Source organism: Streptomyces sp. NPDC007971, from assembly GCF_042958635.1.
Taxonomy (GTDB): Bacteria; Actinomycetota; Actinomycetes; order Streptomycetales; family Streptomycetaceae; genus Streptomyces.
Genome location: NZ_JBIBJK010000027.1, coordinates 32,087 through 48,004 on the forward strand (window position 1 = coordinate 32,087; position 15,918 = coordinate 48,004).

Annotated in this window: 12 protein-coding genes; 8 read left to right on the forward strand and 4 right to left on the reverse strand. The window is 70.7% G+C overall.

The features are described 5' to 3' along the window. Window positions 1-37 precede the first annotated feature (37 nt). The 3 genes from ACFZCP_RS39660 to ACFZCP_RS39670 all read left to right on the forward strand — a co-directional run bounded on the left by ACFZCP_RS39660 (window position 38) and on the right by ACFZCP_RS39670 (window position 5,039). Entirely contained in the window at window positions 38-1,291 is a 1,254-nt protein-coding gene (locus tag ACFZCP_RS39660) for a cytochrome P450, cyclodipeptide synthase-associated (RefSeq protein ID WP_391439568.1), read from the forward strand. 337 nt (window positions 1,292-1,628) lie between these two features. Next, window positions 1,629-3,566, forward strand: coding sequence for an ATP-binding protein (locus ACFZCP_RS39665; RefSeq protein ID WP_391439570.1), 1,938 nt, complete (start codon window positions 1,629-1,631; stop codon window positions 3,564-3,566). A 381-nt stretch (window positions 3,567-3,947) separates the two neighbouring features. Then, the gene (locus ACFZCP_RS39670; RefSeq protein WP_391439573.1) at window positions 3,948-5,039 is read left to right on the forward strand and encodes a 2-dehydropantoate 2-reductase; all 1,092 of its coding nucleotides are present in this window, start codon (window positions 3,948-3,950) and stop codon (window positions 5,037-5,039) included. Between the two features lie 46 nt (window positions 5,040-5,085). Here ACFZCP_RS39670 and ACFZCP_RS39675 read toward each other — a convergent pair whose 3' ends face one another. Continuing rightward, window positions 5,086-5,724 (reverse strand): TetR family transcriptional regulator, encoded by a 639-nt coding sequence (locus ACFZCP_RS39675; protein ID WP_391439577.1) that lies wholly within the window; start codon window positions 5,722-5,724, stop codon window positions 5,086-5,088. A gap of 69 nt (window positions 5,725-5,793) precedes the next feature. Between ACFZCP_RS39675 and ACFZCP_RS39680 the strand changes: the two genes are divergently transcribed. The 3 genes from ACFZCP_RS39680 to ACFZCP_RS39690 all read left to right on the forward strand — a co-directional run bounded on the left by ACFZCP_RS39680 (window position 5,794) and on the right by ACFZCP_RS39690 (window position 10,200). Further along, window positions 5,794-7,401, forward strand: coding sequence for an FAD-linked oxidase C-terminal domain-containing protein (locus tag ACFZCP_RS39680; protein ID WP_391439580.1), 1,608 nt, complete (start codon window positions 5,794-5,796; stop codon window positions 7,399-7,401). A gap of 280 nt (window positions 7,402-7,681) precedes the next feature. Beyond that, window positions 7,682-8,569 carry a LysR substrate-binding domain-containing protein gene (locus tag ACFZCP_RS39685; RefSeq protein ID WP_391439586.1) on the forward strand — a complete coding sequence of 296 codons (888 nt, stop codon included), beginning with the start codon at window positions 7,682-7,684 and terminating at the stop codon, window positions 8,567-8,569. A gap of 86 nt (window positions 8,570-8,655) precedes the next feature. Next, a complete protein-coding gene (locus ACFZCP_RS39690; protein ID WP_391439595.1) occupies window positions 8,656-10,200 on the forward strand; it encodes an AMP-binding protein in 1,545 nt (514 codons plus the stop codon). Window positions 10,201-10,443: 243 nt separating this feature from the next. Here the strand turns inward: ACFZCP_RS39690 and ACFZCP_RS39695 are convergent, their stop codons facing one another. Continuing rightward, window positions 10,444-11,580: an FAD-dependent monooxygenase gene (locus tag ACFZCP_RS39695; protein ID WP_391439598.1), complete on the reverse strand. Its 1,137-nt coding sequence runs from the start codon at window positions 11,578-11,580 to the stop codon at window positions 10,444-10,446. Window positions 11,581-11,670: 90 nt separating this feature from the next. On the opposite strand from ACFZCP_RS39695, the gene ACFZCP_RS39700 reads away from it, so the two are divergent. Further along, window positions 11,671-12,429, forward strand: coding sequence for a TetR/AcrR family transcriptional regulator C-terminal domain-containing protein (locus ACFZCP_RS39700; RefSeq protein ID WP_391439603.1), 759 nt, complete (start codon window positions 11,671-11,673; stop codon window positions 12,427-12,429). A 176-nt stretch (window positions 12,430-12,605) separates the two neighbouring features. Here the strand turns inward: ACFZCP_RS39700 and ACFZCP_RS39705 are convergent, their stop codons facing one another. Continuing rightward, the gene (locus tag ACFZCP_RS39705) at window positions 12,606-13,529 is read right to left on the reverse strand and encodes an NAD-dependent protein deacetylase (protein WP_391439606.1); all 924 of its coding nucleotides are present in this window, start codon (window positions 13,527-13,529) and stop codon (window positions 12,606-12,608) included. 370 nt (window positions 13,530-13,899) lie between these two features. After that, complete coding sequence (locus ACFZCP_RS39710; protein ID WP_391439613.1) at window positions 13,900-14,643, reverse strand: methyltransferase domain-containing protein; 744 nt, start codon at window positions 14,641-14,643, stop codon at window positions 13,900-13,902. A gap of 568 nt (window positions 14,644-15,211) precedes the next feature. Here ACFZCP_RS39710 and ACFZCP_RS39715 point away from each other — a divergent pair. Next, window positions 15,212-15,841, forward strand: a complete 630-nt coding sequence (locus ACFZCP_RS39715) for a DUF1524 domain-containing protein (RefSeq protein ID WP_362698582.1) — start codon at window positions 15,212-15,214, stop codon at window positions 15,839-15,841. Window positions 15,842-15,918: the final 77 nt, after the last annotated feature.

Here is a 15,918-nt window from a genome sequence, read left to right on the forward strand (position 1 = left end):
CTCCTGTTCCTGCCGCGCGCTTTGAGAAGCTTTCGCCGTGCCCAAGGTCAATCCCCGCTTCAGCGTCCTGTCCGAGGACTTCGCCGCCGTCCCCTACCGCTACTTCGCGTGGCTGAGGGAGCAGGCACCGGTGCACTACGAGCCGGCGATCGACAGCTACTTCCTTTCCCGTCATCAGGACGTGAAGCGGGTGCTGACCGACCATGAGGCGTTCAGCACCGAAACGCTGCAGGTCCGTGCCGAGCCGGTGATGCGCGGTCCGGTCCTCGCCCAGATGACCGGGACGGAACACACCGCCAAGCGGAAGATCGTCGTGCGGAGCTTCACCGGACAGGCCCTGCAGGACCAGATGCGCGTCATCCACACCAACGCCGCCGAACTCATCGCACCCTTCCTGCCCCTGGGGCGGGTGGACCTCGTCAACGACTACGGCAAGCCCCTTGCCGTCCATGTGACGCTGGACGTTCTCGGCCTGGACAAGAAGGACTGGCAGCAGATAGCCGCCTGGCACAGTGGGGTTGCCGAGTTCATCACCAGCATCGCCCTCACGCCCGAGCGTCGTCGGCACTGCATGGACTGCGCCGAGCAACTGGAGGCCTACCTCCTCCCCGTGATCGAGCAGCGCCGCCGTCACCCCGGCGAAGACCTGATATCGAAGCTGTGCACCGCCGAGTTCGACGGCATCGCCATGAGCAACCGCGATGTGACCGCTCTGATCATCAACGTCCTGGCCGCTGCCACCGAGCCCGCGGACAAGACTCTCGCCCTTCTCTTCAAGCACCTGATCGACCACCCCGAGCAGATGGCCCAGGTCCGCCGCGACCCGGCTCTGCTGCCCGCCGCCATCGCCGAGACACTGCGCTACACCCCACCTGTCCAGCTCATCCCCCGTCAGGCGGAACGGGACGCCGAGTTCGCCGGCACCACCGTCCCGGCCGGTGCCACCGTCTTCTGCATGGTGGGCGCGGCCAACCGCGACCGCGACGCGTTCACCGACCCGGACACCTTCGACATCCACCGCCCGGACCTGAGTACCGCCCGCTCCTTCACCGCCGCCGCCCAGCACCTGGCCTTCGGTACCGGCCTCCACCAGTGCGTCGGCGCAGCCTTCGCACGCGCCGAGATCGAGACCGTCGCGGCCATGCTCCTCCCCCTCTTGGACCAGGTCCGCTACACCCCCGGCTTTCGCTACCGGGAGACAGGCCTGTACACCCGTGGTCCCGCGTCCCTCTGCGTGGACTTCACCCCCGTTCCGAGCGCCTCTGTCCCCAGCGCCCCCGACCATGACTGACTTGCGAGCGTCCCTTGTCCTGGTCACCGGCTGACCCGCTCGACACTTTTGTCCGATCGTCGGCCTGAGCGAGGCCTTCAGCACCCCTTTGTGCGAGTGGGTGGCGCTGTCTCGACGGGCCGGAGCGGGGCGGCGCAAGGGGAGATCGGGCCACTGTCGCACGTGCCTCGTGTTGGTGCCCGACTCTGGGAGGGCCTGTGGGTATCTTCGGACACCTGTCCGACGCTGGAACGCAGGCATGGGAGCGAACGTGGCATCCGTGGGGGAGAGACTCAGCCGAGCCCGAGAGCGGGCTTTCATAGGCCGGGAAGAAGAAATCGGCCGCTTCGGACAGGCCTTGGCCGGCGATCCCCAGGCGCCGTTCGCGTTCTACGTGTTCGGTCCGGGCGGCATAGGGAAGTCGACGCTGCTGCGGTGCCTTGCGGACCAAGCCCGTGCGGCCGGCCGGCTGCTCGTCGAACTCGACGGCCGTTTCGTCAGCCGGGACCCGGAAGAATTCGAGCGCGCGGCCGGTCCTTTCCTGGACGTCCCCGGCACGGTCCTGGTCCTCGACTCCTTCGAGCACTGCCAGTGGCTGGAGAGCTGGCTGTGGCAGCATTTTCTGCCCCGCGCGGCTGACGACACCCTGATCCTCCTGGCCGGTCGGCTCACCCCGCAGCCGCAGTGGACCGCGGATCCCGCCTGGGCCGGACTCCTGCAGGTGACCGAGCTGGAGCCCTTCTCCGAGGAACAGGCCCTGAACCTGCTGGCCACGGCGCGGATCCGGCCCGAACTGCGAGAGCGGGTCCTCCACTTCGCCGGAGGCAATCCCCTGGCGCTGTCCCTCGCGGCAGCCGCGGGATCGACGGGCTGCAGCAGGGAGGAGATCTGGGCCCCCTCGGCGGACGTCCTGCGAACCCTGCTGACCGGGCTGATCGGTGAGGTGCCCACGGCGGCCCACCGCCGGGCCCTGGAGGTGGCGGCACAGGCTCACTCGACGTCCGAGGAGCTGCTCACCGCGGTGCTGCCCGAGGAGGACGCCCATCTGCTCTTCTCCTGGCTGAGGGACCTGCCCTTCATGGAGTCCACGCCTCGCGGGCTCCACCCGCACGACGCGGCACGCGAGACGCTCGCCGCCGACCTGCGCTGGCGGGCACCCCATGCCTTCGTGACGATGCGCCGGCGACTGGCGGAGGAGTATCTGCGCCTGCTGAGGGAGGCACCGCAGGAGCGGGTCTGGACCGTCACCGACGAGCTCTTCTACCTCTTCCGCGAGGGGAAGATCCTGGCCCGACTGCGCACCTGGTCCCGCGAGGACGAGGTGCACGACCGCCCTCTGCACCCGGATGACATGGACGCAGTGCTGCGGATGGCGGAGGAGACCGAGGGACCCGCCTCGGCCGAACTGGTCCGCTACTGGGCACAGCGCCAGCCGCAGGCCTTCAGCGTCTACCGGCTCGTGAGCACGGGCCGGATCGTGGCGTTCACGGCCCGGCTCGCTCTGCCGGCCCCTCCCGACCCCCAGGACCTGGCCACCGATCCCGTCGTCGCCGCGGCGTGGCAGCACACCGATGCCGGCGCGCCGGTGGGTCCCGGCGAGGAGATCGGCATAAGCCGCTTCTCGATCTACCCCGAGCGGTACCAGGTCCCCTCGCGCGTCATCGACCTGAGCAGTTCCCGCGCCCAGGCGGAGGCTGCCCGTGCGCGCCATCGGGTCTACGGCTTCGCCGTCTGGCGGGACGCCGAAAGCTGGGCCGAGCGCGTCAAGGGGACCCTCAGCGACACCGGTGCGCGACCGCGGGTCGGCGAGCACACCTACGGACTGTTCAGCGTCGACTGGCGCCAGATGCCCGTCGAGGCCTGGCTCCGTCATTTCATATCGGCCACCGAAATAGCGCCTCGGTCGGGGCCCTCGGGCCTGTCGCGCACCGCGTTCGACCAGGCCGTACGCGAAGCCCTGCAGCACTGGCGCGACCCTGCCGCCTTCGCCGCCTGCGCTCTGACCCGCACCCGCCTGGCGGCCGACTTCTCCGATCCCGTCGAGGAGCTACGCGCCCTGCTGCGCCAGGCGGTCGACGACCTCGCCCGTGACCCGCGCGGCGTGCGCGCCCGAGAGGCCCTGACGACGGGCCACTTCTCCGGCGCACCCACGCAGGAGGCCGCCGCCCGCCGCCTCGGCCTTCCGTACGGCACCTACCGGCGCCATCTGCGCCAGGGCATGGACCTGCTCTGCGAGGCCCTGTGGCAGCAGGAGCTGCACGGCCCCCGACAAGAGGAGCTCAACGACCCGCGGTAACAGCAGCTGCACAGCCCCTGACGACAGGAGTTGCGCGACGCCGGACAAGCGGCCCCCGATGAGCGGCCTTCGACAAGTGGCTTCCGCAATCCGGCACAGGTGGCCCCCGCCAACCGGCACAGGTGGCCCCGCCAACCGGCACAGACGGCTCCCGACAAACGGCCCCCCGCTACGAGGCCCCGGATAGGAACCGCAGGGCGCCTCGCCCTCCTTCGGCTCTCTGCCCGCTTGCCGCCGACGGAACCCGGACGACGGCCCGCCCCTGGGCGTCCTCATGGACCGCGACGGTGCATCGCCCGGCCGCCCGGCGCGGTCCCGGGCTGCGCGGTGCGTGTGGTGAGAGCCGTCTGCTCGGTGGTGATGGGGGGACGATGGTCAGCGGTGCCCGCCTCGGTCATGCTGGACCCCTCCGCCAAGCCCTCGGGAGTGAACCGCATGTTCGAGCACCGTCCCAAGTTCGCCGTCCTCGGTGCGGGCAGCATCGGCTGCCATCTCGGCGGCAGCCTTGCCGCGGCCGGCGCCGACGTCACCCTGATCGGCCGGCCGGCTGCGATGGAGGTCCTGCGGGAGAAGGGCCTGACACTCAGCGACTCGGTCCGCCCGCCCCGGCATCTGCCGCCGGGCCGGCCGGCAGTCGCCACCACGCCCGACGCCGCGGCCGAGGCGGACTACGTGCTCGTCACCGTGAAGACCGCGGCCACCGGAGCCGCCGGCCGGGAGCTGGCCGGTCACCTCAAGCCCGGTGCGGTCGTGGTCAGTTTCCAGAATGGGCTGCACAATCCCGCAACCCTCCGCGCGGCCCTCCCGGCGGCCCGGGTGCTGGCCGGAATGGTGCCTTACAACGTGGTCCAGACCGATCCTGGCACCGTGCACCAGGGAATGCCGGGCACCCTGATGGTGGAAGACGCCCCTGAGGCGACCACGTTGATGCGTGCCTGCAAGGAAGCGGGTCTGGCCATCGAGGCGCGTGGCGACATCTCCGAGGTGCAGCACGCCAAGCTCCTGATGAACCTCAACAACGCCGTCAACGCCCTTTCCGGCCTGCCGCTGCGCACCCAGCTGGCGCAGCGCCCGTACCGGCTGTGCCTCGCGCTGTGCCACCAGGAGGCCCTCGCCGCCTACCGGGCCGCGGGCATCCGCCCCGCGCGGCTCGGCCCGGCGCCCGCCTGGCTCACCCCGTACGTGCTGCGCCTGCCGGACGCCCTGTTCCGCAGGGTGGCGGCCTCGGCCCTGCGCATCGACGCACACGCCCGCTCCTCGATGTGGGAGGACCTGCAGCGCGGCAGACCCACCGAGATCGACACTCTGCAGGGGGAGATCGTCGCCCTGGCCGAACGGCACGGCCTGCGGGCGCCGGCGAACCACCGCATGGTGGACCTGGTCAGGGAGGCCGAGACCGCGCAGGCCGGGACGGGCAAGAGCTGGACGGGACCCGACCTGCTGGCCCAACTCCGCAGGGCGGCCCGGCCCTGACGGGAGCCCCGCCCGAGACGGCGGAGGGGCAGGGCGTCGGCCCGGTTCACATGCTCTCGTCGCCGGCGGCGAGGGCGGCGCGGCCGGCCGCGAAGAGCCGTGCGCAGCGTTGCGCCATGGCTGCGGGCGACTGGTCGGGGTGGTTGACCCACCAGCGGACCAGGGCGGTGCACAGACCGCGCCAGGCGTATTTCAGAGCGTCGGCGTCAAGCGGGTCGCCGGTGCCGGCCCCGTGCAGGAGGTCGGCGGTGCCGATCGCGGCGAGCTCGTCGATGGCACCGCGGTAGTACGCCGCGCGCCCGGCGGCGTCGCTGTCGGGAGGCAGCGTGGCGTCGTAGAGGACGAACCACGCCTCGCGCTGCCCGTCCAAAGCGGTGAACAGGGCGTGCAGTACACGCAGCGGGGTGGGCGGCGCACCGGAGCCCTGATCGGCCATGCCGGTGCGGATGGCGTCCAGCAGCCGGTCGCCGACCGGGTTCAGGCAGGCGAGGTAGAGGTCCTGCTTGCTGCCGAAGTAGTGGTGCAGCAGCGGCTTGGTCACGCCCACACGGGCTGCGATGGCGGCCACGGTCGTCGCCTCGTAGCCGTGGCGGCCGAACTCCTCGGTGGCCGCGGTCAGGACCTGCCGTTCGCGCGCGGCCCTGGGCACGCCCTTGGTGCCGGCCCTGGAGGGGAGCGTTGTCATGGAACCCGATATTACCCTAGGGTAATTTTCCGTTGGGTAAATTACCTGGACCCCGCTGGGAGCACACGCATGCCTGCCACCCCGTCCGACCCCGGCACCTCCCGCACCCGCTCCTGGTGGGGCTGGGGCTACGCCGACGCCCACCCCGACGACGCCGAATGCGCCGCCATGGGAGCCCTGCTGCCGGGCACGCTGGCCCGCCCGCTGCCGATACCCCGTGTCGCCGACCTGCCCGTCGGCCGCCCCGGCGCGACGCCCCCGCCCGCACTGGCACACCTGATCACCACCGATCCCGAGGCGCGCGCCTCCCACGCCATGGGCAAGGCCTACCGCGACATCATCAGGGCCCTGCGCGGCCGACCCGGCCGGATCCCCGACCTGGTCGCCCGCCCGACCGACGAGCAGGAGGTGGCCGACCTCCTGGACTGGGCCGGCGGGCACGACGTGGCCGTCATCCCCTTCGGCGGCGGCTCCTCGGTGGTCGGCGGCGTCGAGTACCGGGGCGACACCCACCGCGCCGTGCTGTCGCTCGACATGACCTCGATGAACCGGGTCCTGGAGATCGACACCGTCAGCCGCTCGGCCCGCATCCAGGCCGGCGCGCTCGGACCCGTGCTGGAGGAACAGTTGCGGCCCCACGGCCTCACCCTGCGCCACTTCCCGCAGAGCTTCGAGTTCTCCACCCTCGGCGGATGGCTGGCCACCCGGGCCGGAGGCCACTACGCCACCGTCCACACCCACATCGACGACTTCGTGCAGTCCCTGAACGTGGTCACGCCCGCCGGCTTCGGCACGTCCTGGCGCCTGCCCGCTTCCGGCGCCGGACCGTCACCCGACCGCCTGTTCCTCGGCTCCGAGGGCGCACTCGGCGTCATCACCGAGGCGTGGATGCGGCTTCAGGAGCGCCCGCGGTTCAAGGCCTCGGCCTCCGTGCCCTTCGCCGACTTCCACCAGGCGCTGGACGCGGTGCGCGCCATCGCCCAGTCGGACCTCGCCCCCGCCAACTGCCGCCTGCTCGATCCCGGCGAGGCACTGCTGTCCGGCGCCTCGCACGACGGCTCCGCCGTCCTGGTCCTGGGCTTCGAATCCGCCACCGCCCGCGTCGACGACCGCCTCACGAGCGCCCTGGACCTGGCCCGCTCCTACGGCGGCCGCGCCGGGACGCCGGCCGGGCAGGACCACGAGGCCCCGGCCGACGCGGCCGTGAGCGCCTGGCGTTCCACCTTCCTGCGCATGCCCTACCTGCGAGACGGCCTGGCCCGCATGGGCGCCGTCGTCGACACCTTCGAGACCGCCGCCACCTGGGACAGGATTCCCGCCCTGATCGACGCCGTCCGCACCGAGGTCGGCGCCGCCGCCCTGAAGGCCACCGGACACCCGGCCACCGTCAACTGCCGCCTGACCCACGTCTACCCCGACGGCGCCGCCCCCTACTTCACGGTGGCCGTCGCCGGCCGACCCGGCGACGAGGTGGAGGTCTGGGACGACATCAAGGCCGCCGCGGGCGACGTCCTGCACCGCCACCGCGCGACCATCACCCACCACCACGCGGTCGGCCGCGACCACCGCCCCGGCTACGACCTCCAGCGCCCGGAGCCCTTCGCGCTGGCGCTGCGCGCAGCCAAGGACGCGCTGGACCCCCACCGCATCCTCAACCCAGGCGTCCTGATCGACTGAGACGACGGCGGCAGCCGAGCGGGCGTGGCGTGAGCTCTCCGAGCGACACTGACGCAACGGCGCCCCGGCAGCGGGATACGACGGGGATGTCCTCCGGTCCGGGGCCGGTCCGGACATGTCACGGGCCCCGGGGGAAAGGACATCCCCGGGGCCCGGTGTATGGAGTCGTACCGTTCAACGACGGTGTCGCCCCGGAGTCACGCTGCAACCCGGGACGAAGCACTCGCTCGTACGGGCACAGCGGACGCCACGGAAAGCAAGATCCGGCGAGACTACCGGCATGGACCTGCTCTCGCTGCGATATTTCCAGGCCGTGGCCCGCTACCAGCACATCAGCCGGGCCGCGGAGGAACTCCGGGTCGCCCAGCCGTCGGTGAGCCGGACCATCATCCGGCTCGAAAAAGAACTGGGCATGGCGCTTTTCGACCGGCAGGGGCGCCGCATACGGCTCAACGACCACGGTGCCGCCTTCCTGGTCCGGGTCGAGCGGGCCCTGGCGGAGCTCGATGACGCCCGCCGGGAGATGACCGATGCCGCCGGGACCGGTCCGGGCCGCGTCGCCGTCGCCGCCGAGACCCTGTTTCAGCTGGCCGGCGTTCTCTCCGCCCTCCGTACGCTGCGTCCCGGGGTGGGCGTGCGCCTGTTCCAGGCTCCGGTGGACTCGATGCGACAGCATCTGCACTCGGCCGAAGTGGATTTCGCACTTGCCTCGCAGCCGCTGGCCGGGCCTGAGCTGTGCTCGGTGGAAGTGGCGTGCGAGGAGGTGTTCCTGGCCGTGCCTCCCGGGCATCCGCTGTCCGGCCGGGACCGCGTCGCGGTGGCCGACCTGGCCGGTGAGGAGTTCGTCAGCACGCGCCCGGGGCACTGGCAACGCGCCCTGCTGGACCGGCTCTTCGCTCGCGAGGGACTTGCACCGCACGTGGTCTGCGAGGGCGACGAAGTCGCCGCCACTCCCGAGCTGATCGGTGCCGGGCTGGGCATCGGCCTGATGCCGGCAGTGGCCCGTCGCGCTCTCGGAGAGCGAGGCGGCCTGGCCTGGTTGCGGGTGGACGCCCCGGACTGCCGTCGGACCCTGACCCTGGTGTGGCGCCGGGGCGCGTATCTTTCCCCGGCCGCGCTGGACTTCCGCCGGCTGGCCATGGAGGGCCTCATGCTCGACGCGTCATGAGCACATGGCGAACTCGGTCGTGGAAGAGACGAAGCACCCGGCATAGCGTCAGGGGTGTCCACTGGTCCAGACGAGGGAGAACGCCGATGAGCCGGCAACGCGTCATGGGGGAGACCGGTTTCAGCAGCTACGTGGAGAGCGTCCTTCACGTACTGTCCGCCGATCCGTCGCGGGCGGCCGTCACGACGGCGGAGGGTCTCGTGATCAGCGCGGGGGCGTTACGGGACCAGGTCCACCGGCTCGGCCGAGAGCTGCTGGAGAGAGGGGTGGGCCGCGGCACCACGGTCACCCTGCTCACCGGCAACACCGCCGAGGCCCTCGTCGCCCGCTATGCCGCCAACCTGGCCGGGGCCCGGGTGGTCGGCCTCTACGAGGGCACGAGCGCGCCGGTCATGGCCCGCGTGATGGCGAGCGTGGACTGCTCCCTCCTCCTGGTCGACGAGCAACGGCAGGCCACAGCAGGTGAGTTGCAGCGGCTTCCCGGCACTCCCCGGATGCTGTCCCTGGGGCCGAGCGACGTGGCCGGGGACGTACTGGCCGATGCCTCCCGGCGACCGGCACAGCCGTTCGGCGGGCTGGTGAGCCCGGACGACGACTGGTGCATCCGGCACACCGGCGGAACCACCGGGATCCCCAAAGGCATCCGGATGACTCATGGCTCCTACCTGCGAAGCCTGGACCACCCCATCGCCAACGCCGGCGACCCTCCCTGCTTTCTGGCCTGCACCTCGCTGGCCCACCTCGCGGGCATCCTGGCCGACAGGGCACTCCATCAGGGCGGCTCGGTCGTCCTGCGGCACGGTTTCGAGGCCGGGGACGTGCTGGCCACGATCGAACGCGAGCGCATCACCCACACCTGGCTGCTGCCGTCCCTGCTCTACCAGCTGCTGGATCACCCGGACCTGCCCGGCACCGATCTGACCAGTCTGAGCCGGATCACCTATGGCGGCACCGCCGCCTCCCCGTCCAGGATGCGGCACGCGGCCAAGGTACTGGGACCCGTGCTGCACGGCCTGTACGGGCAGGCAGAGACGCAGCACATCACCGAAGTCGGCCCCGGTGAGCAGGAGGTGACCGGCCGCGGTGGGCAGCTGACGGTCGGCCGGGCCCTGCCCGGTGTGGAGATCGCCGTCCGGAACGCTGACGGCGAGGATCTTCCGCCCGGGGAACGAGGCGAAGTGCAGGTGCGCTCACCGTTCGTGATGAACGGATACTGGAAGCAGCCGGAGCTGACCGCACAGGTGCTGCGCGACGGCTGGGTGCACACCGGCGACGTCGGCTACCTCGACGAGGACGGCTACCTCTACATCGTGGACCGGATCAAGGACATGATCGTGGTCGTCGGGGGCCATGTGTATCCGGCGGAGCTGGAGGACCTGCTGCTGAGCCATCCCGCCATCGCCCAGTGCGCGGTTTTCGGCAGCCGGGACGACGAGTCGGTGGAGCACGTCCATGCCACTGTGGTGCCCGCCGCGGGGCAGCGGCCCTCGCTGGAGGAGGTCCGGGACTTCGTCACCGCCCGCAAGGGACGCCTCTACGCTCCCGAGGCGCTCCACCTGGTACCTGTCATTCCGCTGACGGCGGCAGGCAAACCGGACAAGCAGCTGCTGAGGTCCCAGCTGTCCGGCTGAGGCACGGCAGGGGGGCCGAAGAGGGGACGCTCGTCCCGGATCCCGTCCCGGATCCCGTCCTTGGGCAGAGGCCCCGAGAGGGACGCCGGCCTCGGGGAACATCAGTACAGCGGTTGGCGCCAAGCCAGTGATTTTGGTCAGGCCGGGGCTCCGGGTGCGGGTGACGCGGTTCGCGTACTCGCGGCGAGCCTTGCGCTGTGCCGGGACCGCGGCAGGTGGTGGGCCGGGCGGTGGCGCACCGGCTCAGGCCGAGGTGCTTTCCTCTTCTGAGAACAGGCTGATGACCCCGGCGGGGGCGTTGGCGCCGAAGATGAAGTCGATGGTGCGGTGGGCGGCGGCAGCCGCCTTCCGGCTCCGGGGGAACATTCTGCTCTCGTGGTCGGCGAGGGCCTGCTCGATGTCGTCGGGGTGGGATGCGATCGCCGCACCGAGTTCGGCGCCGTCGAGCATCGCGAGATTGGCTCCGTCTCCTCCGGGGACGGTCGCGTGTGCCGCGTCGCCGAGAAGTGTGACGCCGGGGACCCGGTCCCAGCGGTGGTCGTCCGGCAGCTCGTAGATGCTGCGCAGGACGGGTGCGGACTCGCCGTCGGTGATCAGGGCCAGCAGTTCCGGTGCCCAGCCGTCGAACTCTGCCGCTATCCGTGCCTTCGCCGCCGCGGCGTCGGTGAAGTCGATCGCATCGAACCACTCCACAGGACGGTGCAGCACGACGTAGGTGTGGACGACGTCATCGACTTCACGGTGGGCGAGGAATCCCTTACCCGGGACCAGGGCGTACAGGGCGCCGTTCCCGACGAGGCCGGCCACGCGCGGGTGGGCCGTGTCGACGTCGTGAAGGTAGGTGTCGATGTAGCTCATGCCCGAGTACACCGGCCGCTCGTCCGACAGGAGCGCCCGGACCTTGGACCAGACCCCGTCGGCGCCCACGAGGACGTCGGACACGGCCGACGAGCCATCCACGAACGACACCTGATGTCGTCCGTTTCCGATGGGGGTAGCCGAGACGAGCTTCTTGTCCCATCGCACCGTGCCGGGCGGCAGTGATTCGAGCAGGATCCGACGGATGTCACCGCGCAGTGTTTCCGGCCGTGCCAGGAAGCCGTCGTCCGGCCGATCCACGACAACCCGTCCCTGCTCGTTGACGACACGTCGTGCTCCGCCGCCTCGGTGGATGATCGAGCGGTACTCCTCGGTGAGCCCGGCCATCTCCAGGGCGAGCTGGCCGTCCTCTTCGTGGAGGTCGAGCTGTCCTCCCTGGGTGCGGACGCCTGCGGACTTCTCCGCCTCGTAGACGGTGGCGGGGATGTTGTGGAGGTGCAGGATCCGGGCGAGCGTGAGTCCGCCGAGGCCGGCGCCGATGATCGAGACCGAGGCCGTCATGGTGATTCCTTTCGAGTTGGTCCGCTTTCTAAGCCGTGACGAACATTGTTCTATTGACGATCATTGTTCGTCAACGGGTAGAGTGGCGTCGTGGCAGGACGACGGGCAGCGCGTGACGCAATCTCCCGGGATCAGTGGGCGGCGCTGATCTCGGCCAACGAGGCCGACTCGGAAACCGGAGCGCGCCGGGCCGCCGGCCGGGAGAAGACCCCCATCACGGTTGCGCGCATCATCGACGCCGCTCTCCAGGCCGTCGAGGCGGGCGGCTTCGAGGACCTGACGATGCGTATGGTCGCGACGAGGCTCGGGACCGGCCCCGCGTCGTTGTACGCGCACGTGCGCAACAGGGCAGAGCTCGGTGACCTGCTCATCGGCAGGCTGTGCTCCCAGGTCACTCTCCCCGCACCGGACCCCGCGTGCTGGCGGGACCAGTTCATGGACGTGTGCGCACAGCTGCGCGATCAGTTTCTGCGCTACCCCGGTATCGCGCAGGCCGCTCTCGCCGTGGTGCCCGCCGATCTGGCAACTCTGCGGGTCGGCGAGGGGATGCTCGCGATCCTGCTCGCCAGTGGCGCGCCCGCCCGACAGGCGGCCTGGACCAGTGACGCGGCCTTCCTCTACATCACGGGCTACTGCCTGGAGGCATCCGCGGCCCGGCGGCAGAGAGAGGATGCCGACGGCCGTGTGATCGACCGCGCCGAAATCGCGGAGCGGCTTCGGATGCTGCCGCCCGACCAGTTCCCCCATACCGTCGCCCATGCGCGGGAGCTCACCTCAGGCACCGGACACGACCGGTTCACCTTCACCCTCACCCTGCTGCTGCAGGGGCTGGTCCCGCCACGGCCGTGAACAGTCTCAGGACATCGGGGCGGCGGTTGACGCGAATCCGGCGTTCTTGGTCAGGCCGTGGGCCCGAGAGCGGTGACGAGGTTCTCGTATGGGTGCCGGACGCCGTCAGCACCCATGTGGTGAGAGGTCTCCCGGCGACCGCCGGGGTGCGTGCGGCCGACCTCCGCAGGGGCGTTTCAGGCCGTTGTCGGGCCGTCGACAGGGATGTCCAGCCGATCGTCGACGGGGATGTCCAGTCGGCCGGCCACGGTGGTGAGAGCCGTTCCCAGCGGGAGTGCGACCCGGGTGACGGCGTGCCGGTCGCCCCGGGTCGGGTCGCGGTTGACGATCAGTACGGGCTTGTCGGCCTGGGCCGCCTGGCGGACGAACCGGAGCCCGGACATCACTGTCAGCGAGGAGCCCAGGACCAGCAGTGAGGAGGCCTCTCGGACCAGCTTGCGGCAGTGCTCGACCCGCCGCGGCGGAACGGCTTCGCCGAAGAACACCACGTCCGGTTTGAGGATGCCGCCGCACCGCGTGCAGGGCACCACGCGGAAGTCCCCGACCTGGTCGTCGGTGAGGTCGGCGTCACCGTCCGGGTTGATTCCCGCGGCCACCGGCGCGAAGCCGGGATTGGCCTCCTCCAGCCGTCGGGCCAGTTCGCGGCGCGGGCTGAGGGCGCCGCAGGAAAGGCAGACGACACGTTCCAGGCTTCCGTGGAGTTCTGTGACGCGGTCGCTGCCGGCGGCCTGGTGCAGGCCGTCGACATTCTGGGTGATCACGCCCGAGAGCAGGCCGTGCTGTTCGTAAGCGGCCACGGCCCGGTGTCCGGCGTTGGGGCGGGCGCGGCCGAAGGTGCGCCAGCCCAGGTGGCTGCGCGCCCAGTACCGGCAGCGGGCCTGAGCACTGTCCGTGAAGTCCTGGTAGGTCATCGGCGTGTGCCGGCTCAGGCTCCCACCTTCGCCCCGGTAGTCGGGGATGCCCGACTCGGTGGAGATGCCCGCCCCGCTGAGCACCAGCACACCACCGGTCCTCAGCGCGTCGGCGACCGGCTGGAGATCAGTGGTGCCCGGCGGCAGGTCCTCGGTAGGTGTCCAGCTCAGGGTGGGGCGCATACGCATGCCGCCAGGGTACGGAACAGGCGGCCTTGAACCGCGCCCTCGCCGGGTGACGGTGATCGACGTCGACAGCCCAGGTCCGCTGCTCTCCCCGCGACCTGCCCGGAATCTGCTGGGCCTGCCGAAGCCCTTGGCAAGGATCATCCTCGGCCTCGGGCATATCACCCGGTTCGACGACCTCTGCGGGAACCAGGCCGTGCGCATGGTTCTGGACGTGAGCACCGCCCTGGCGCCATCAAGCCGCGGCGCGCCCAGGCCCCGCCCAGGGGCAGGGGTGGACGGGCGGCGGCGGATGGCGCGGAGGGTGCGCCCCGGAACCCAAAGCCGTCCGCGGAGCGGAAACGTACTCGGGGTCCGGCCGGTCGGTCGGCCGTCAGGCGCGACAGCGCAGCATCTCCAGTGGCGGGTGCGTGAGGAGGTCTGCCCAGAAGTCCTCACCGAACTCACGGATGCCGGCTTCTGACACCTGCAGCGGAACCCACTCCACCGCGCCGAACCCGGTCGCCCGCAGACACTGCTCGTAGACCTCGCGCCGCGGGGCCGTCGCGACGATGCTGATCGGCTGCGGGGCGAGGAGGGCCGTGACCCGGACCTGCGGACCCGTCTCGGCCTCCTCACCGGTCGGCTCGCAGTGGAACCCGTACGTGTCCAGGGACGGACAGTCGAACCGGTAGTCGGGCTTCTGGGCGAGCACGAAGAACTCCCCACCCGGCACCAGGCTCCGGTGGATGTTGCGGCACATGCGCTCCATCGCCGCGATGTCCTCGGCGTAGTTGAGGCACTGCACGCCCACCGAGATGTCGAACCGCCTGTCGGGTGGCGGCAGCTCGGCCACATCACCGACCTCGTAGCGCACGCCCAGGGGGTCGCGCTGCTCGCTCGCTCGCGCGGCGGCGATCATCTCGACGGAGATGTCGACACCGAGGACATCCGTGGCACCGCGCCGCTTGAACTCCCTGCTGTAGAAACCGGTGCCGCACGCCAGGTCGAGCACCGACTTGCCGCTCACGTCCCCGACCATGCCCAGAAGGCTCGGCACCTCCCCGAAACGCATCAGCGGCAGGGACTTGAACCCCTCGAACGCCTCACCGATCTCGTCGTACTGCTGCACGCTCATGTGCTGCCCCCTCTTGTGCTTCGTCCTGTACGCGGTCATGCCGGAGCCCTCCGGATCCACGGGCTCGCCGGGGCGACGTCGCGACAGGAAGTCTCCTCCGCTCCTGCCTGACCGCCGTACTGGCAGATGACACAAAGAAGTTGGCCGTGCGACCCCACCATCACCCAACTCCGTCTCGCACCTTGCGCATGACCAGATCCTCCTCCGCCTCCGTGTCCCTGCACCCCAGTCATCCATGGGGGAGTGAGCGTCGATCGTGCGGAGTGAGCCGCTCCCGCGGTTGTGCCGGGCGGCTGCCCGGCGCTTACGTCACCGTCCCCCGGGCCCGCCCGCACCCCGGCGTGTTTCGCGCGGCAGGGGTCAACTCCGCCTCGGCGCACGGCCGGTCATGCCGCGGTGAGGGGCAGGACGGTGTGGTGCTGTCGTGAGGGCCCCGCTGCGGGAGTGACCACGCGGTGAAGGAGCCGTGGGGGAGTTGTCGGAGCTTGTCAACGCGCGTAGCGGATGGAACACGTTTGCGGTTTTGTCATGCACACAGTCTTCCATCCCCCCACTTCATGGAGACCTCATGCGTCGTGCCGCCTTCGGTCTGCCCGCAACCGCCGTGCTCCTGATAACCTGCGCCACTCCCGCCCTCGCGGAGCCGCCGGCGCCACCCTCGACCGCGACCGCCCGCAGTGAGCTGGCCGCCCTCACCGTGGGCACGCCCCATTCGATGGACGGCTACGCCCGGGACAAGTTCGACATCTGGTCCACCCAGCCCGACGGCTGTACCACCCGCCAGGACGTCCTGGCCCGTGACGGCAAGGACGTCCAGGACAAGCCCGACCACTGCCAGCCGGCCTCCGGCTCCTGGTACTCGGCCTACGACGACACCACGGTCACCGAAGTCGCCCAGGCCACGATAGACCACATGGTGCCGCTCGCCGAGGCCTGGCGCTCCGGGGCCGACACCTGGACCGCGGACCAGCGCAAGGCCTTCGGCAACGACCTCAAGGACCCGCAGCTGCTGATCGCCTCGGAGTCCTCCAACTCCTCCAAGTCCGACAGCGGGCCGGCGGACTGGAAGCCCACCAACCACGCCATCTGGTGCACCTACGCCAAGGACTACACGCACGTGAAGTCAGTCTGGAAGCTGACTACCACGGACAAGGAGAAGTCGGCCCTGTCGGCCATGCTCGACACCTGCAACGACTGACCGCCGAAGGACATCCGTGCCGCCGTTGCCCTCTCGTCCGTGTGGGCCGCCTGGGGCGGGTTCGCCGTAACGGGCGC